Below are 17,879 nucleotides of genomic sequence, written 5' to 3'. Positions count from 1 at the left end.
GGATGGTGGGCAAGGAGTTGAGGCGGTCGATGGGTTGAGACGCAGACTATTCCCCTTGCTTTCAATTCTAAGGGCACTGTAAGCTACTCACGTATTGCTGTGTGGGTTCTTTTGCTTTCCATGACCCAACCATCCTCTCGAAAAAGAATGTCATGAGGGGCTACTGAGTGGCGTCTGTGGAAATTCTGAGACGGTTGCTATTCTCTGCTACGTTCTACCACGGCCATAGCTGATTCTTCTAATTCTTTGGTGGTATTAGCGAGTTGTAGGTTTCCGTCCCGTTCGGCTTTCATCCGTAGTTCCTTCAGGTTCTGTGCTAAGACCAACGAACCGCTATGATATTCGTCAAGTTCCCTGTGCGCTTCCTGTAGGTCGGTGGCTATCTCTCGAAGGGTCATATCAGTTCCTGCGTAGGAGAGTGATTCTGTGGCGACGGTGTCGGGGATTCCGATTGTGCTTTCAGACACAGAGAATCATTTAGCGGACTTCTACTTAGTTCTAAGGTCTTAAAGTACCGACATTAATTCTTTGGCGGCACTTGCGGTGCGTAATGCCGCCTCTCCCAAGAAGTACGTGGAAGGGGTATCTCGTGGTGTTTACCCCCGGAGTGAGGGAAGGGAACTACTCTGAACCGGGGCCGTATCTCCGGGCGGCTTCCCGAAGGTCATTATTGGCGAATTGAAGATACCGTTCTGTGGTTTCAATCTTCGAGTGACCCATTAGTTTCTGTAATCGGCGGGTATCCATTCCATTTTTGATACTTTGGACGGCGAAACTGTGCCTTAGTACGTGTGCCGTCACTTTTCCCCGGACATTACCTGCGGCGTCTGTGTGAACAGTAGACTGTAATCCTGCCTGTTCTGCGGCTTCTTTGACGAGTCGGGTGATACGGTTAGGGTCAATCTGTTCTGAATGAGTTGTCGGAAAGAGGTAATCGCTTCCAGCTGTCGCCAGAGATTTACGGTTGACATTGAGCCACCGATTCAGGAGAGTGTCAAGTTCGGACTGGTAGTAGACAGTACGGTTCTGGTGGGTTTTGTTTGCCCGGACTTTGATTGCCCGTTCGTCTGTGTCAATGTCTTCTAAGCGAGTTTCTGTTAGTTCTGTGCGGCGTAATCCCGTATGGTAGAGTAGCCGGACAATTAGCTCATTACGTAGCCGGGGGTTTGGTACGTTTTCGGCTAAACTGTCTATTTCGTCCGGTTCAAGGTATTGAACACCCTCTTTCAGATTTTGTTCTTTCTTAGTTCCGTTCTTTAGTGCCGTCCATCCTGAAAGGTCAAGCTCCTTTGCGGGGTTCTCTGTTTCAGGGATACTCATAGAAGGGTCTTCAGCCATACGAGAGGCTTCCTGATAGAACATTGATATAGAAGATTCTCGCATCGAGACTGTTCCGCCAGCATATCCCCCGTTGTTTAGCATTTGTCGGAGGTACGTTCTAACGTCGTGGGTAGTAGCGTCCCAAAGTGTCTTAGCGTCCCTGTCACGGCTGTTAGGGTCGTAATCTTTAGCTCCGGGATTCTCTAACCACTCTGTCCAGTCTCTTACGTCCTGAGTGTACCTGTTGGCGGTTCCCTCCGCTTTTTTTGTTGTCTGTCGGTTATGAAACTCTGTGATTACTGTCTTACTGTCCACTATTCTGCCCTATAGTAGCTGTTTTGGTCATCAAACGCCGTGCCTAATTCCTTTACCTGTGCCGTGTTATCTGAAAGGCGATTGAGCGCATCTGAAACGTCCTGTTCATTGGCGTCAATTCGTGCCGCTATTTCTTCTGGAGTAGCACTTTCAATGTCAGAACCAATCGGATTTTCCAAATCTTCCAGATTAGTTTTGTGGGATGGGAGAACTTCAAGAAGTACCTGTTCAAGATTGTATAATTCCTCAGAACGACTTTCTCGACTGACGGCCTTCATTTCGTCCTGTATGTCTTCGACTGTCCTTTCCAGTCGAGTGAGAGAATCCAGTACCTCACTATCTTCTACTGTTCCTGTGTCGGCCTTTGCGGTGCGTGGGGCCGTCCCTGTGTCTGTTATCTCCCGTTGGACAGAAAGCCGTATCAAGTGGCTAAGACTGTCATACTCCGGGCCTTCGGCGGCGTCTTCCCATTCCTCTTTGACCGATTCATCAATCCGAAAGGCGACGGTGGTTTTCTCTGCCATCTACCCGAAACGTCTCACGGTGGCCCCTTAGTGTTTACGCTGTTTATACACAATAGCCGAGTTGTGTCAGTACTCCTGTGACAAACAGGATGGTCACGCAACTGACTGGCATCAGGTCCATCTCGGCTCGCGGGCAGTCGGTGGTGCAGGTATCGTCATGGCTGAAGCTACCGCTGTAGAGGAGCGGGGCCGTATCTCCCCGGAAGACTTGGGTATCTGGGACGACGAACATATTGCTTCGCTCAAGCAGGTCACACAGTTCATCGAGTCACAGGGGTCAGTCCCAGCAATCCAGTTGGCCCATGCCGGCTGGAAGGGTTCGACGGTCCGTCCTCGTGACGGCCACGCAACCATCCCGGCTGAGGAAGATGATGGCTGGACAGTCGTCGGACCGACACGCGACTCGTTTCCGTACGACCGACCGAAGCCGGATATCGAACGGCTTGACAGCGAGGGTATTGACGAGATAATCGAGGCGTTTGGTCAGGCCGCCAAGCGAGCAGTTGAAGCTGGCTTCCGTATCGTCGAAGTGCATGCTGCCCATGGCTACCTACTCCACGAATTTCTTTCGCCGGTAACAAACACCCGCGAAGACGACTATGGCGGCGGTTTCGAAGGACGAACCCGGCTTACCCGCGACGTGACCGCAGCGGTGTGTGAACGCGTCCCCGATGATATACCAGTGTTCGTCCGCATCTCTGCGACTGACTGGCTCTCCGAACCGTCTTGGACTGTCGAAGCGTCTGTGCGATTGACCGACCAGTTGGCCGCGCTGGGCGCAGACCTCGTGGATGTAAGCAGCGGCGGCATCAGCCCGAATTCGTCTCCGGAAAACCAGGGACCAAACTATCAGCTCCCACTTGCCGAGCGAATCAAAGAAGAAACCGAGGCCGACATTTCGGTCGGAACGGTCGGCAACATCACGACACCGGAACAGGCCGAGGCAATCGTCGCAAATGACCGAGCCGACCTCGTTATCGTGGGTCGTGAACATCTTCGAGATCCATATTTTGGTCTGCGAGCAGCTGCGACACTCGACGAGGAGACAGCCACTGGTCCGCCGCAGTATCGCGGGCTGTTCCAGCAGTAACACCTGTAACAGCTCACTTCACAGCCGCTGTTTTTGTACCGCAATTGAGAGAGTCCTAGAAAGACACTCTCCTCGAAAAACAAGAAACACTGTTCTCAATATCGAACTGGATTCAGACAGCTACCCTACCACAGTCTGTCGAGTGGTACGGATGATTTTTTCATTGTGACGGGCATCTCGTTTGTTGCACCCCTTCATTTCAACTGGACAAACACTGTGACTGTCGGTCTGTACAGTCACTCTATGTGTTCGGCATTAGTCGTCAGTGGTGTCACTCCAAGTCCAGACGGGTATGGACCTCCCAAGTCGTCTCATCGAGAACCACAACGCTGTCCGAGCCAAAGACGTAGAGATAGTCGTCGACGTACATCGCTCGGGCACCGGGACCGATATTGACGCGGGCTTTCTCTTCGAGAGTTCCGTTCTCGTAGGAGAAGACGTAGCTGTGCTCACTCGCAGGGAGGAAGAACACACCGTGGCGCTCGTCTTGCAGGAACGCCCGGTGGTTTTGGTTGGCTTCCGAAAACCGTTCGTTGTCGAGAATGCGCACGTCTTTCTCAACCGGGTCACTCCGGTCGCTCACGTCGAACGTCGAGAGCTTCACTGACCCGTCTTCTTCGCCCACGCCGAGAACGAGGTCGCCCTCGTCTTCGAGGGGATGGAGGTAATGGGAGACGCCGGGTATCTTCAGTTTCCCTTCCATAATCGGGTCACTGGGGTCCGAGAGGTCAAGCGTATAGAAGGGATCAATCTGGCGGAAGGTGACAACGTACCCCTCGTCACCTTCGAAGCGGACGGAGTAAATACGCTCAGTGTCTCCGAGTCCCTGAACAGAGCCGGTTGTCGACAACTCCGAGTCGAGGACGTAGACATCGTTCTCGGATTCGGCCCCGTAGTCACTGGGAATTGTTGTCGCAATCCGGAGGTGGTTTTCGTGTTCGTCCATCGACCACTGGTTTAGCGGAAAGCCCGGCACCTCACCGGTCGCGGTCACAGTAAGATTGTCGAGACCGATACTGACGATACCGGTTGTCGTCAAGTTGCGCTTTCTCGTTTCAGCGTATTCACGTAATCCTTCGGTGAGCACCTCTTCGGCCGACATATGTTCGTCACCTTCGAGGGAATCTTTCCACTCGTCAAGAATGACGTTTAGTTCAGTCTGTTTTGCGCGCTTGGAAATATTCAGCGACTGGAGGCGTTCAATCTCTTCGACAACGCTGTCATCTACTTTCTCGCTCCCAGGGCCAGTAAGGTAATTCGTCATCACGTCGAACCGGCTGGTTGAGCGGGTGTAGCTGAGATAGAGCGCGTTCTCGGAAACGTAAGTCGCCGAGTCACGAGCGGAGCCGACCACGCTGGTTTCATTTTCGATTATCCCCGTTGCAGGGTCAACACGGGCAGCCGTGTAAACGGCGTCCGCGTCGGCCTGTGAGTCGGGTCTGTAGATATCTGTGCATTCGACCGAAGAGTCACCGTACGGTTCAATGGGACAGGGGTTCTCATCGTCTGGCCTGTCGACGAGGACCAGATAGAGCGAGCCGTTGTAAAGGCGTGCCGTCTGGAGGTCTGCCCCCATGCGCTCGGTCCAGCGCTGTTCGGGTTCAGTGGGGTCGGTCACATCGTACCCCCAGAGACGATCGTCCTCGAAGATGACAAGCGTGTCAGTCTCTTCGATAAGTAACATTTCACCGGCTGCCGGGATAGTCGCGGCGAGTTCTGGTTTGGCCGGGTCGTCAATGTCGAGGACAGTCGTTTCGTAGGCTGTCCGCTGGAAGCGGTGGCCGCCATAGTAGACCGAATCACCGTCGGTCTTCAACATGGCGGGTTCATCAAGCGCGGCCTCTTGAACGTTGGTTTCGGAGTGTCGGCTGGTCTCAGTCTTACTGCCACTTGCAGCGTCAAGGCCATCACCACCGTCAGTGTCGCCGGCGCTATCGGCCGTTGTCGTCGTTTCTTCTATCTCGATCGTAGGTTGCCCCGTTACGAAAGACGTCCAACCCAACCAGCCAGGCTTTTGTGCTGCATCGAAATACGTCTCAAACTCATCGGCTGATTCGAACGTTTCAACGACTGGCTCATCGTCAGCGCCTGCCAGAGCTGACGAAGGTCCGGTTGGTCCTCGGGGAGCCAACTGGTCGTTGCTATCGTCGGTCGTTTCTGGGGCGTCAAGCAGTCCGACAACGCCCCCAAGCAGTGCCACGCCGAGAAGCGCCGTCACGATTACCCCCATTACCGCTGCGTTCGGTTTAGTTACCATGCTCGATACGACGCGAGAAAGACATATAACCGAAACCAAGGCTCAAACAGTTGTTTTACCGTTATATTACAGCCGAGATAACGGTGTGAGCAAACAGTCTACTCGAAAAACTCAGCAAGGCGCTGGGCGGCTTCCTCGACACGGGGTGAGACAAGCGCAAAGCGCATCCAGTCACTTCGGGAGTCACCGAAGGCCTCACCGGGCATTCCCGCCACGCCAGCCTCGTCGATGAGCATCTCGATGTTCTCCATCGTCCCCGGAAGCCCCGGGAAGCGTGCCATTACGTAAAAACTGCCTTCAGGCTCGGTGTACTCCGCTCCGGCAGCATCGAGCGCAGACGTAAAGCGGTCGATGCGCTCGACCATCTGCTCGCGGACAGCCTCATAATACGAGGGGTCGGTCTCACGGAGCGCCCGCAACACAGAGGCCTGTGCTGGCCGCGAGATAGCGACGTTCGTGAGCATATGTCGCGTGCGCGCTGAATCTACGAGTTCGTTGTAAGGGGCGGGCCGGTCTTCACGAGGGAAAATAGCGTAGCCAACCCGCCAACCCGTGACTGCCATCGACTTCGAAAAGGAGTTAGTGACGATGCGATTTGGCGAATCGAAACTGAGCGCAGAGGTAAACCGGCCGGAGTAATCGAAGTGGTCGTACACCTCGTCGCTGACGAGCAAGGCATCGTACTCCTCGGCGACGCCCAGAAGTTGTTCGATTGCGTCGCCGTCGTAGGTCACGCCCATCGGGTTGTTGGGCGAGTTGACGACGATAACGGCCGTTTCTTCGCTGGCACGCTTGTGTACTGTCTCGGGGTTGAGGTGCCCGTCCTTGTCGACCGGGATGAGCGTTTTCTCCGCATCAAGGAGGCTGGTACGGCCGTCATAGTACGGGTACACTGGGTCTGCGAGAATAATCTCGTTGCCGTCGACCGCCTCAAGACCGCCAGCCATGGCAAGGTGATTGGCCTCGCCCGCGCCGTTCGTAATGATGACCTGAGAGATATCGACACCGCGGCGCTTTGCAATCTCTTCGCGGAGTTCGCGAAGACCAACGCTTGGTGGATACTGGAACTGGTCGGTTTCGGCGTCAGCGTACTCACGCAGACCCTCACGGAGTGCCTCGGGTGGCTCCCAGTCTGGGTTCCCACTGACCATGTCGATAACGTCACCTTCGGCTTCGCTGGCGTAGTTCATCACGTAGAAAAACGGTGGCGTGTCGTCGTCCATACGGACATCTGCGGGCGGGGTCCACCTGTCTTTTGTGGTGAAACAGTACCAAAGGTTTTCAAACAAGAGCATGAAAACTGTCGAACATGTCCGCCCCAAAAGGTTCTCGCCGAACTGTCCTCGCTGGCCTCGCTACGGCTGCCCTTGGCGGGTTCGCCGGCTGTAGTTCGGTTCCTGGATTCGGCAACGAGGAAGATATAACCCCTCGTCGCTGGCTGTACGACCCGACCAAGTACACAGACAAAGGGTTCGCTGGTTCAGTCCATTTCGAGTCGCCCACGGAACTGATCGAACTCGGTGACCACCTCAGTCCCGAGGTACTGGCAAATAGAGGTCCACCACTGTATGAACCCGCTCTTGAACGGGACTCGGTCGAATGGGCAATGATGTACAGTGACACCATGCTTCGAGCGCCGTTTCTGCGCGTATACGCCGGATCGTTCGATGCAGGAACGGCGAAAGCGGCGGCGGCGAAATCCTTCGATGCGACCGGTGACGGAACAGAACTCGACGGGGCCGGGTCGTTCGACCTTGTTCAGTACGGTGACGACCAATATGGGCTCTCTCGTGACGGAGAGATGGCCTGTGTCCGCATGGCCGCATCCGAGGAGAGCGTTCGCAGCGTCGTCGACGAGCGGAGCAGTTCATCGCCGGGGATCATGGCTGTCAGTGATGAACTGATGGACCTAGTCAAAAAGGTGGGCTTCGATACCAGCATGTCTGTGAGTTTTAATCTAACCGAGGATGGCACCCTGGAACGGGCCGCTGGCTACGGCTACACCGCCGATGGGGCAACCACGACCGTTCGTGTTGTGATGCTATATGCCGACCTGTCGAGCAGCGAACTCGAAGAGGTTGGAGAAGGTGTCGACGCGCTCACCGACGTGACAGTCGGAGAAGACGGCAAGATGAACTGGCTTGAGGCGACCGTCGAGACCAACCAAATCACGTTCAACAAAAGCCCTCTAGGAATGACATAAGAACCGCTCAGACACTCATGTTGTCACTCACCGTGAGCTCAAGGCGCGGGTCGGTCACGTCACGTCGGCTGGCGGGTCCTTTGGTGGCAGATACAGACGGACGACGTTTCCCGGGTCACATCGCTCGAATTCGAGTTCGCCCCCAAGCGATTCGATACACCACTTCATCACGAACAGTCCGACACCAGTTCCGTGAGACGTACTCGACACCTCCGCAAACTCGTCAAGCGCATCGGTTTCAACCTCCGGAATGGAGTCGTTTTGGTCGGCAATAGAAATTTCGACACGCCCGGTGTTCGGTGATGGCCCGACGATGATATCGACTCGTGGCGACTGGTCGTCACTGTGGCGAACGGCGTTCTCGACGGCGTGGCTGAGCGCGTGGTCGAACGCAGTATCGACGTGTACCCACATCGGTTCACGCTCCTCGACAGTGATTGTAGCCTGTGGATACTCGGTCTGGATATCGGCGACGACATCACGGACGGCAGCTGTTGTCTGTCTGTACGAGCGTTGTCGTGTGGACTCGGTTGCTGCCTGCTGAATCTCTTTGACTGATTTCGCAACGTTACCCAGCTCCATTGCTGTGGACTGGACAGCCTCAGCTGCCTCCCGTATGTCGGTTCTATTGGCACCCGATAAGATAGTCTGGGCGTAGCCGGCGATTTTCGTTGTCTCGTTTCGCAAGTTGTGTCGAAGTACGCGCCAGAACAGCGCCTCTCTCCGGCTGGCTGTATAATACTCAGTAACGTCACGTACCTCCCCAAGAACGTACCCTTCGCCGTCATCGGGGCGACACGAGAGGTGGATGCGTACCCAGACAAGCGACCCGTCAGACCGCTTAATCCGCCACGCAAACTGCTGTGGAGTGCCGTCATCGGTCGCACGTAACCGGTTGACAAAGTCAGCTTCTGAAAAGCGGTACGTGTTTGCGGTGTACCGGTCAATTGGCATCCCACGTAGTTCCTTGTTAGAGTAACCAAGCAACTCCACCAGTCGCTCGTTTGCGCTCACCACCGTCGCTGTCGCAGGGTCGAAAAGAGCGATACCGACCTGCAGTGTATCGTATTGGGGCGACAGCTCAGGGGAGTCTTTCCGCGACATTTCAAATTAATATACGTTCGATTACCCAAAAAAGCCTAGTAATAGTGATATATAGCCCTACATGGTCGTCAGTGCTCTCTGGTCGGGGCGTCCCGTCACCACTCCCAATCCTTGGCCGTCTCGACAAACGCCTCAACCGATTCGACGGGCGTGTCCTTGTGAACACCGTGGCCGAGGTTCAGGATGTGTCCCTCGGGTCCTGCCGCCTCGATAATGTTACGAGTTTGGTCTCGTACAAACGCGGGGTCACTGTACAGGTAAGAGGGGTCGAGGTTGCCTTGGACCGGCGTCTCGCCCAGTTGGTCACGGGCCGCATCCATCTCGACAGTCCAGTCCAGTCCCACCACGTTTGCCCCGCTCTTTTCGAGCAGGTTGAGGCGACCGTTCATCTTGCGAGCGAAGACGATTGTCGGCACGTCAAGGTCGGCGAGAATCTCTTGATGAAGTGGGAGCAGGAACTCGCGGTAGTCTTCGGTTGTCAGCGTCCCGGCGTAGGTGTCAAACAGTTGGAGCACGTCCGCGCCGTTATCGACTTGGAACTGGAGATACTCACGCACGACTTCGGCAAACGACGAAAGCAGGTCACGGAACGCTTCGGGATGGCGGGCACGCAGTTTTCGAAGGGGGAGATGTGTCCGGCTGGGTTCCCCTGCAACCGCATAAGAGGCGAGCGTGAACGGCCCGCCAGCGAAGCCGATAAGTGCAGTCTCGTCGCCGACACTATCGTCGAGTCGGCGGAGCAACGCGCCGACGTACTCAAGCTCTTCGCGGACGTCGTCGAACGTCCGGTCAGTGTCCTCAGGCCCGTTGACTGGGTTCTCGACGACGGGACCGACGCCGCTTTCGATGTGGTAGGAGAACCCAAGTGGCTCCAACACTGTCAGGATATCTGAGAACATCACCAGCCCGTCGGGCTGATAATACTTCCAGGGAAGAAGCGTAATCTCTGTGGCCACTTCCGGCGTCTTGATGGCTTCGAGAAAGCTGTACTCCTCGCGAATGTCACGGTACTCGGGGATATGTCGGCCAGCCTGTCGCATCAGCCAGACGGGGGGCCGTTCTGTTCGCTCCCCGCGGGCCGCACGAGCGAGCAGTGTGTCCATTGTACCTGTGTTCGGCCAGCAGGCGTTAAGCGTTTGCGAACCGCGCCTAGGCGGATACCGGTCTTCGAGTGTAGCGCCACGGCGGGTGATTTACTCTCACCCAATACGAGCGGAAGGGTTTGCTAGCCCGAAGCTTCAAACAATAGTGTGTGTAAATAACAAACATGGTTGAACGGGTACTACTGCCACTTGATGGTAATGAACACGGCAGGCGTGCCTACAAATCAGGGGCGTCGCTGTTTCCGGAGAGTACGTTTGTACTGTTACACGTCATCAACCCCGCCGACGCGAGCGTCTCACTCGACGGCGCCATGCCCAGCTTTCCCGATAGCTGGTACGAACAACAGCAAGCCCACGCAGAGAAATCCTTTGTCGAGATCGAAAAAATGGCTGCTGAGGACGGTATTGAGACCGAACAGGTCGTCGAAATCGGCAAGCCGGCTCGGAAGATAACCGATAGTATCGAAGAAGTAGACATCGACCATATCGTGATGGCGACCCACGGGAGACAGGGGTTTTCGCGTCTGTTACTGGGGAGTACCGCCGAAACAGTCGTTCGCTGCTCATCGGTTCCAGTTACAATTGCGCCGTGAGAGGAGACGACAGGGCGAAATGTGTAAGGACTTAGTAGATGGGCAGCGGAACTTATGTCAATATGAACGTTGAAGACGTCATGACGAGCAGCGAAGATGTCGTCACCGTCGAGGTGCCGGGTACGCGCGATGATGCTCTTGAATACCTACAGGAGCGAGAATTTTCTTCGGTTCCAGCCGTTAAAGATACTGACAACGGCGAACAGTTCCGTGGTATCGTCTCGCGGAGCTCGCTTATCAAGCGGCCAGACGAAGACCAGCTTGCGCTTCTCGCCGAAGATGTCCCGTCGGCGGCAGCCGAGGAATCGGTCTCGACTGTCGCCGACCGCATGCTCAGTGAGTCCGAGCGTCGAGTTCCGGTCCTTGACGACGAAGCATTCGTCGGTATCGTAACGATAACCGATATCGTCCGCGCAATCGCTCGTGGTGCGGTCGATGACGGTATCGAAGTCAGCTCCGTCGCCGGGGAAACGGTCAACTGTGTCTACAGCGAAACGCCGCTCCACGTCGCCGAGCGCGAACTCGCTCATGCAAGTGTCCCCTATGGGGTTGTTCTCGATGATGACGGCGAGATGACGGGGATGCTCACCGAAGTCGACATCATCGAAGTTGCACGTGTTGTCGAAGGCGAGGAAGATGTCGGCGAATCTATCGCCAATCAAGACGATGAGTGGGCCTGGGAGGGCATCAAGGCCGTCGGCAACAGCTACATGCCCACGCGAAATGTCGAGATTCCAAACGGTCCCGTTGAGGCGTTCATGACTGATGATATCATCTCCGTCAGTAACAGACGCCCAGTCTGTGAGGCAGCACAGCTCATGATCGAACACGATATCGAACAGATACCCATCGCCAGCGGCGGCCGTCTGGCAGGCATCGTACAGGATATGGACCTGCTGGAGGCGATACGATGACCAGCGAGGGTGACCGTCTCGCAGAACTCGCAAAGCGGCGTGGGTTTTTCAACCAGAGCGCCGAGGCGTACGGCGGCGTCGCTGGCTTCTATACGTTTGGCCCACAAGGAGCGGCTCTCAAAGATAACGTCGAAGCTGCGTGGCGTGACCGCTATGTCACCCGTGAGGGCCATATGGAAATCGACGCTCCAACCATCCTTCCTGAGTCGGTTTTCGAGGCGTCAGGCCACCTCGAAACGTTTAACGACATGCTCGTCGAGTGCGCGGAGTGTGAAGAAAGTCACCGTGCCGACCATCTTGTTGAGGACCACCCCGACGCAGACATCGAGGACGCCGAAGCGCTTCCAAACGAAGAAGTAGGCACTCTCATCGGGAAATTCGATATTGCCTGCCCGAACTGTGGGACTGCGCTGGCAGAGGAGCCGGTCGACGATTTCAACCTCATGTTCGGGACAAACATCGGTCCCGGTAGTTCTTCGCCGGGCTATCTGCGACCGGAGACAGCACAGGGCATCTTCGTCGACTTTCCGCAGTGGGCTGAGTACGCCCGTAACCAGCTCCCGTTCGGCGTCGCACAGATTGGGACAGCCTACCGAAACGAGATTAGCCCCCGAAAATCAATTATCCGCGTTCGAGAGTTTACGCAGGCAGAACTCGAACACTTCATCGATCCCGACACAGACGAGCCGCCACTGGAGCGTGTCGAAGACGTGGTGATTCCGCTGTATTCGGTGACAGAACAGCAGTCCGACGACGGCGGCGTTCAGGAGATGACGGTGCGTGAGGCTGTCGACGAGGGCATCATCGAGACGGACTGGCTGGCCTACTACCTCGGCCTCTCCAAACGGTGGTACGAACGCATCGGCGTCGACATGGACCGCTTTCGCTACCGACAGCACCTCTCTGGCGAACTCTCACATTATGCATCAGAGTGTTGGGATGCCGAGGGCGAACTCGGTGGTGACTGGGCCGAGCTAACTGGCTTTGCCACGCGTGGGTCGTATGACCTCGATAAGCACGCTGAGTACACCGGCGAAGAATTCTCCGTGTTCCAGCAGTACGACGAGCCTGTGACGGTCGAACGGCCGACTGTCGACCCGGAGATGAGCTTCTTCGGGCCGGAGTTTGGCGGCGCAGCCGGCGATATCGTCGACGAGCTTGCGTCGCTGGCCGAGCGCAACCCCGACGCCTTCGACAGCAGTACGGTTACTCTCGACGTCGACGGTGAGACCTACGAGGTGCCGACAGAGAAAACTGGCTTTACAATCGAGGAAGTGACCGAGTCCGGTGAGCAGGTAACGCCTCACATCATTGAACCGTCATTCGGCGTCGGTCGGCTCGTCTACACGGTGCTGGCTCACAGCTACCAACAAGACAAAATCGACGGCGAAGAACGCACGCGGCTGGCACTCCCGCCCGAAGTCGCCCCGACAACAGTCGGCGTCTTCCCACTCATGGACAAGGACGGTCTCGGTGAACGAGCCCGCGAGTTGGCCAACGATCTCCGAGAGGCCGGGCTAGAGGTAACCTACGACGACTCAGGAGCCATCGGCCGACGGTACCGCCGACAGGACGAAGTTGGGACGCCATTCTGTGTTACGGTCGACTACGACACACTCGACGAATCGACAGTGACAGTTCGAGAGCGGGACAGCACAGAGCAGGTACGAGTCCCCATTTCGGAGTTGGCGGAGACGCTTTGCACACTCCGTGATGGCAACGTTGCCTTTAGAGAACTCTGAACGAATGGGGGCAGCTAGCGCCGAACAAGGAGAATCGCTGTTACTGAAAGGCGAGATTGCTCGACGGATTGTCCATGCTAGTGGAAGCACCGTCCCGGCTCCGTATCTCATCGGTATCGCGACATGGCTCCAGACACAGGCGTTGTTCGTCCTCGGCGCGGCCATCGCACTTTCGTTGGAAGGACTCAGACACACTGGGATAATTGACTGGCGGATATACGACTACCTCACCCGTGAGTACGAGCAAGACAATATTGCCGGCTATGCGCTGTACATGTTATCGAGTGCGGCCGTTGTCCTTATTTTCGAGCCACGGGTTGCAGTTCCGGCGGTACTGATGCTTACAATCGGCGACCCGATAAGCGGGCTCGTGGCTTCAGATGAGTTTCGACAGGTGAAACGGCCCCGTGCCCTCGCTACGATGTTCCTTATCAGCGCCACACTCGCGTGGCCATTTCTCCACGAGTATCCCCTCGCCGTCATCCTCGGGGCTGTCGCTGCGACTGTCGCTGACGGTTACACGCTCGTGGTGTGGACATACGTTATCGACGATAATCTCACCATCACGACAGCAGGGGCTACGGCGATGGTGATTGGAATCGAGCTAACTGCTTTCATCTGAAAGCAGTTTTATCTCTGTGCCTCCGTCGTGTCTCAGACCCAACAACCAAACGAACTGCCGACTTGGATATATCTCAGATAGCCAGACATGAAGACGACGCGCCGTTCTCGTTTTGGTCGAGACAGCAAGCGCTGGTGTCCTTGCCGGTTGTCTTGGTAACAGAACAGACAACGACCAATCAGACAGCACAACGAAGTCATCACCTGTGGAAGCTGCCGACTCGCCGACCGCTGCTCTGTCGACAATGGAGACGCCCGGGTCGGACGACGACGTGGCGACGCTGCCAAGCTCATCGAGTAGCGACTCTGAGACAGGCGAGAAGTCACAGACACAACGGACAGAGGACCAGCCAGTCACCGACGAGTTACGTACCGAACTCGAACAGGTTGGCGGAAACAGCGAGTCGCCAGTTGACGGCCAGTACATCCGAATTAACGGCACAGTCGAGCTAGAGTGACTGCCGAACCGCCTCGACAACCAAACAGTTCCCCCAACACAAGTACTGTCTCAACAGCGACGAGAGAGGGAGACGCTGAGGCTTATATATCGTCGGATACGCTAGGGTGATATATGAGGCTGATAGAGCGCGGGTCAGGGTACCCCCGAATTGCCGTTATTGGCGGAATCCATGGCGATGAGCCGGCCGGTGAGCGTATTGTCGAGCGGCTCAGCGAGACAGTAACCGTCGAAAGCGGAACACTCCAGTTGATTGTTGCAAACGAGCCGGCACTTGCCGCAGAGACACGATATACAGACGCGGACCTCAACAGGACATTTCCCGGCGACGTGACGGCAAACGATTACGAGACTGCCCTTGCACCACGAATCAGCGCTGTACTCGAGGGCGCAGACGCAATTCTCGCACTCCATACATCACATAGCGCCCCGCCACCGTTTGCCATCTACAGCAACTGTACGGAGACAGTCCGAAAGAGCATCACCGGGATGCCAGTTGACTACGTTGTTGATTCAAGCAACCTTCGGGGGTCAACACTCGACTCGACACATCCCAACACCATTAGCCTCGAAACCGGAAAGCAAGGGAGCGACGAGGCCGTCGAGTTCGGGCTAGATGCAGCCCGTGATTTCCTTGGTGTCCACGGAATCCTTGGGGAGCGAAACCCAGCCTATACTGAAACTACCGTCGTCACTGCCGAAGAAGAAGTCCCGAAAGGGGACGGTGAACCCGAAGTCTTCTACCGAAACTTTGAGGAAATTCCTGCGGGTGAAATCTTTGCCCGGGACGACGAGTACACCCATCGGGTGACAACTGCGGGGAAAGTGCCTGTCCTTGCCAGTGAACACGGTTACGACGATATTTTCGGCCTCTACGGACGAATCACGGGCAGTATTGAGCCGCCAGCGTAGCTCGTGCTTTGCATCGTTTCGCCGTACTGGGTGGTCGACGGAGAGTTAGCCCTGGCGGTACTTCCTCGGCTTATGAATCCCCATTCAGCCACGAACAAACCGGCCAACTCGACAGGGCCGTCTCCAGTCAGGCAGTCTCGTGCCAGTAATCGACAGTGCGATAGAGAAGATAGAGGAGCACATTGAGAATCCCCGTCAGCGCAAAGAGACCGCCAAGCTGTGGCCAAACCCGTTCAAACGGAAGATCGAACTCGGTCACACCGTATGTCAAAAGTGCAGCAATTACTCCCCAAACAAGGAGGATTGCCGCGATACGTGCGCCGTCTGCGATGTAATCTGTTACCGACTAGGTTTCTGGGGTAGAGGGCATTGTGGATACAGATGTATCTGTGACAACAGAATCGTAAAATACCATTGATACATGGCTTGCCTGTAGTGGACGGTCCAAAAGCGGTGGCTCGGTCAGTCGTCAGCGGCGACGACCGGTTCGCCGTGGCTTACGTCATCGCCAAGCAGGTCCATGAACTCCGCGAGCCACTCTGGGTGGTCGGGCCAGGCCTGGCCGGTGACGAGGTTGCCGTCCCGGACCACGCCGTCGACCCACGAACAGCCAGCGGCCTCAACCTCCGCGCGGCAGGCGGGATAGGCGGTCATCTCGTAGCCCTGCAGTACGTCCGCAGCGGCGAGAATCTGTGGCCCGTGACACAGCGCCGCGACGGGCTTTTCGGCCTCGAAGAAATGTTGTACTGCCTCGATAACGTCGTCATAGGTCCGGAGATACTCTGGTGCCCGACCGCCGGGGACGACAAGGGCGTCGTACTCTGTCGAGTCAATCTTGTCCATCGTCGCCGTCAATTCGAAGTTGTGGCCGCGCTCTTCGAGGTACGTCTGGTCACCCCGGAAGTCATGGATGGCAGTCTTGATTGTCTCACCGGCTTCTTTCTCCGGGCATACTGCGTCAACGCTGTGGCCCACCATCTCAAGGGCCTGGAACGGGACCATTATCTCGTAGTCTTCCCCGAAGTCACCGACTATCATCAGGATGTCTTTTCCCATATGGTAACACCACTCTAGGGTATGACCCTCTCGGCAATAAAACAGTAGGCTGAGTGGTTGGTTCGGGCTACTCGACCTAGCAGAGACAGAACGTCGAGCCTTCGAGCCCTTCGTAGAGGCCGTCCGAGAGATATTTCAGACCAGTGTCACAGGCAATCGTGACGACCGTGTCGTCAGGGTCACGTTCGGCCGCAATCCGCTTGGCTGCAGCGACATTCATTCCAGTACTGGTCCCGACAAGCAGTCCCTCAGTTTGTGCAATCTCACGGACACACTCGATACCCTCTTCGCTTGGGATGGTGAACACCCGGTCGTAAGCGTCGTCATCGACGAGTGGCGGAGATTCAACAATCGCCGTTCCCTGCACGCTGTGTTCGCCGGCTGTCCCGTCCGTGAGCACCGGCGACTCTGCTGGTTCGACAACCGAGATGGTCACGTCAGTGTCGGCCTCACGGAGCACGCGTGCGGTCCCCATGGCACAGCCGCCGGTCCCGACAATCATGACGAACTCATCGACCTCGGGTTGCTGGTCGAGAATCTCCTCGGCAAGGGGCCGGTACCCCTCAAGTTGGTCGGGGTTCTCGAACTGGTTGGTGAAGTACGCACCCGTCTCGTCACGGACCTGTAGCGCTCGCTCTCGGAGGTCCTCAAACAGGCCGTCGTAGGATACGCCGTTTGGTGTCTCTAGCGTCTCTATCCGTGCGCCTAGGGCACGCATAGAGCTAATCTTCTCTTCGGCGACGCAGTCGGCAGTGACCACATGAAACGGATGGCCCAAGACCGCACAGACGAACGCGAGGCTCGATCCCGTGCTCCCGCCGGTAAACTCCACGACTGGCTCGCCCGCTTCGAGGTCGCCGCGTCGTCGTGCTGCGTCTATCATCGCAAGCGCCATCCTGTCTTTGAGGCTTCCGGTTGGGTTGACTCCCTCCCATTTCACATGAATTGACGCACCGTTGTCCGGGCGAAGCGAAGAAAAGTCAACCATCGGCGAATCACCAATCGCTGCAAGCGAGTTTGTGTTCGTCTTGGGGGTTTGCATGATCGCCAGTTTGTATTCGACCCGCTTATAGCCATCTTCTCGTAGTTTGAATGACCGTTCAATTTATCTAGATAGTCATTGAATACCGAGTCGATGGATCGACCAATCACCACAGTGGCCGGTGTTTTCGTGGTCGGCGTGTTGATTGGAGCGTCGGTCGCGGGTGCGTTCGGGATGTACTTCTTCGAGGTGGACATGGACCTGAGTGGGGAGCAAGATGTAGCGGATGTCGAGGCATACCCAGAGCCGCCCGAGCGACCCACAGCACTGACCAACGAAACGGCCACAGAGTACACGATTTCCTTCGAGGAACGCCGCCTGTACAACGAGATACTCGGCGCTCACAGCTCCCAGTTGGTAGGCGAAGAACGCGTCGTCAACGTCTGTCGGACGCGGTCGGTACGCGAGACTGGAGAGGGGTTTCGGGTCGAACTGTCGTGTGCCGGCGGGATAGACAATAGAGACGATACCGACAGACAGGCAGGCTTCGAGTACAGCGTGACCTACCGGGTCACCGAGACGACGACCGAACAGGTCGGGATTGAACGGTTCCCCTACGAGGAACAAAGTTGGTTCATCGACCGTCCGGCCACCACCAGCGAGAGTGAAACGTGATGTCAGTTTTA

General features: G+C 56.3%; 19 protein-coding genes. 9 read left to right on the top strand and 10 right to left on the bottom strand.

Annotation, left to right across the window (positions count from 1 at the left end; genetic code table 11):
- Positions 1-197 precede the first annotated feature (197 nt).
- The 3 genes from N5098_RS00330 to N5098_RS00320 all read right to left on the bottom strand — a co-directional run bounded on the left by N5098_RS00330 (position 198) and on the right by N5098_RS00320 (position 2,159).
- Entirely contained in the window at positions 198-467 is a 270-nt protein-coding gene (locus tag N5098_RS00330) for a hypothetical protein (RefSeq protein WP_267635680.1), read from the bottom strand.
- A 154-nt stretch (positions 468-621) separates the two neighbouring features.
- Positions 622-1,338 carry a tyrosine-type recombinase/integrase gene (locus N5098_RS00325; RefSeq protein ID WP_267635679.1) on the bottom strand — a complete coding sequence of 239 codons (717 nt, stop codon included), beginning with the start codon at positions 1,336-1,338 and terminating at the stop codon, positions 622-624.
- 296 nt (positions 1,339-1,634) lie between these two features.
- The gene (locus tag N5098_RS00320) at positions 1,635-2,159 is read right to left on the bottom strand and encodes a hypothetical protein (RefSeq protein ID WP_267635678.1); all 525 of its coding nucleotides are present in this window, start codon (positions 2,157-2,159) and stop codon (positions 1,635-1,637) included.
- A 52-nt stretch (positions 2,160-2,211) separates the two neighbouring features.
- On the opposite strand from N5098_RS00320, the gene N5098_RS00315 reads away from it, so the two are divergent.
- Positions 2,212-3,249: an NADH:flavin oxidoreductase/NADH oxidase gene (locus N5098_RS00315; protein ID WP_267636069.1), complete on the top strand. Its 1,038-nt coding sequence runs from the start codon at positions 2,212-2,214 to the stop codon at positions 3,247-3,249.
- Positions 3,250-3,520: 271 nt separating this feature from the next.
- Here the strand turns inward: N5098_RS00315 and N5098_RS00310 are convergent, their stop codons facing one another.
- Complete coding sequence (locus N5098_RS00310) at positions 3,521-5,506, bottom strand: beta-propeller domain-containing protein (protein WP_267635677.1); 1,986 nt, start codon at positions 5,504-5,506, stop codon at positions 3,521-3,523.
- A 98-nt stretch (positions 5,507-5,604) separates the two neighbouring features.
- The gene (locus tag N5098_RS00305; RefSeq protein ID WP_267635676.1) at positions 5,605-6,729 is read right to left on the bottom strand and encodes a pyridoxal phosphate-dependent aminotransferase; all 1,125 of its coding nucleotides are present in this window, start codon (positions 6,727-6,729) and stop codon (positions 5,605-5,607) included.
- A gap of 86 nt (positions 6,730-6,815) precedes the next feature.
- On the opposite strand from N5098_RS00305, the gene N5098_RS00300 reads away from it, so the two are divergent.
- On the top strand, positions 6,816-7,709 hold the full coding sequence (locus N5098_RS00300; protein ID WP_267635675.1) for a hypothetical protein: 894 nt from the start codon (positions 6,816-6,818) through the stop codon (positions 7,707-7,709).
- Positions 7,710-7,763: 54 nt separating this feature from the next.
- Here the strand turns inward: N5098_RS00300 and N5098_RS00295 are convergent, their stop codons facing one another.
- Both N5098_RS00295 and hemE read right to left on the bottom strand, forming a co-directional pair.
- Positions 7,764-8,813, bottom strand: a complete 1,050-nt coding sequence (locus N5098_RS00295) for a PAS domain-containing sensor histidine kinase (RefSeq protein WP_267635674.1) — start codon at positions 8,811-8,813, stop codon at positions 7,764-7,766.
- Between the two features lie 95 nt (positions 8,814-8,908).
- Positions 8,909-9,916 carry a uroporphyrinogen decarboxylase gene (gene hemE / locus N5098_RS00290; protein ID WP_267635673.1) on the bottom strand — a complete coding sequence of 336 codons (1,008 nt, stop codon included), beginning with the start codon at positions 9,914-9,916 and terminating at the stop codon, positions 8,909-8,911.
- A 164-nt stretch (positions 9,917-10,080) separates the two neighbouring features.
- On the opposite strand from hemE, the gene N5098_RS00285 reads away from it, so the two are divergent.
- The 6 genes from N5098_RS00285 to N5098_RS00260 all read left to right on the top strand — a co-directional run bounded on the left by N5098_RS00285 (position 10,081) and on the right by N5098_RS00260 (position 15,155).
- Positions 10,081-10,509, top strand: a complete 429-nt coding sequence (locus N5098_RS00285) for a universal stress protein (protein WP_267635672.1) — start codon at positions 10,081-10,083, stop codon at positions 10,507-10,509.
- A 62-nt stretch (positions 10,510-10,571) separates the two neighbouring features.
- Positions 10,572-11,423 (top strand): CBS domain-containing protein, encoded by an 852-nt coding sequence (locus tag N5098_RS00280; RefSeq protein WP_267635671.1) that lies wholly within the window; start codon positions 10,572-10,574, stop codon positions 11,421-11,423.
- The gene (gene glyS, locus N5098_RS00275; protein ID WP_267635670.1) at positions 11,420-13,165 is read left to right on the top strand and encodes a glycine--tRNA ligase; all 1,746 of its coding nucleotides are present in this window, start codon (positions 11,420-11,422) and stop codon (positions 13,163-13,165) included. The genes N5098_RS00280 and glyS overlap by 4 nt, the downstream gene beginning before the upstream one ends.
- Positions 13,137-13,787: a dolichol kinase gene (locus tag N5098_RS00270; protein WP_368407975.1), complete on the top strand. Its 651-nt coding sequence runs from the start codon at positions 13,137-13,139 to the stop codon at positions 13,785-13,787. Before glyS ends, N5098_RS00270 begins: the two co-directional genes overlap by 29 nt.
- Positions 13,788-13,899: 112 nt before the next feature.
- Positions 13,900-14,244: a hypothetical protein gene (locus tag N5098_RS00265; RefSeq protein ID WP_267635669.1), complete on the top strand. Its 345-nt coding sequence runs from the start codon at positions 13,900-13,902 to the stop codon at positions 14,242-14,244.
- A 113-nt stretch (positions 14,245-14,357) separates the two neighbouring features.
- Positions 14,358-15,155, top strand: a complete 798-nt coding sequence (locus N5098_RS00260) for a M14 family metallopeptidase (RefSeq protein WP_267635668.1) — start codon at positions 14,358-14,360, stop codon at positions 15,153-15,155.
- Between the two features lie 127 nt (positions 15,156-15,282).
- Here N5098_RS00260 and N5098_RS00255 read toward each other — a convergent pair whose 3' ends face one another.
- The 3 genes from N5098_RS00255 to N5098_RS00245 form a co-directional block, all read right to left on the bottom strand.
- Entirely contained in the window at positions 15,283-15,414 is a 132-nt protein-coding gene (locus N5098_RS00255; RefSeq protein WP_267635667.1) for a hypothetical protein, read from the bottom strand.
- Between the two features lie 203 nt (positions 15,415-15,617).
- The gene (locus N5098_RS00250) at positions 15,618-16,211 is read right to left on the bottom strand and encodes a DJ-1/PfpI family protein (RefSeq protein WP_267635666.1); all 594 of its coding nucleotides are present in this window, start codon (positions 16,209-16,211) and stop codon (positions 15,618-15,620) included.
- Between the two features lie 76 nt (positions 16,212-16,287).
- A complete protein-coding gene (locus N5098_RS00245) occupies positions 16,288-17,253 on the bottom strand; it encodes a PLP-dependent cysteine synthase family protein (protein WP_267635665.1) in 966 nt (321 codons plus the stop codon).
- 93 nt (positions 17,254-17,346) lie between these two features.
- On the opposite strand from N5098_RS00245, the gene N5098_RS00240 reads away from it, so the two are divergent.
- On the top strand, positions 17,347-17,868 hold the full coding sequence (locus tag N5098_RS00240; protein ID WP_267635664.1) for a hypothetical protein: 522 nt from the start codon (positions 17,347-17,349) through the stop codon (positions 17,866-17,868).
- Positions 17,869-17,879 lie beyond the last annotated feature (11 nt).

The organism is Halovenus rubra (assembly GCF_026586665.1).
Taxonomy (GTDB): Archaea; Halobacteriota; Halobacteria; order Halobacteriales; family Haloarculaceae; genus Halovenus; species Halovenus rubra.
Note: the sequence above shows the minus strand (reverse complement) of the source record. Positions and strands in the feature narration are given on the sequence as shown.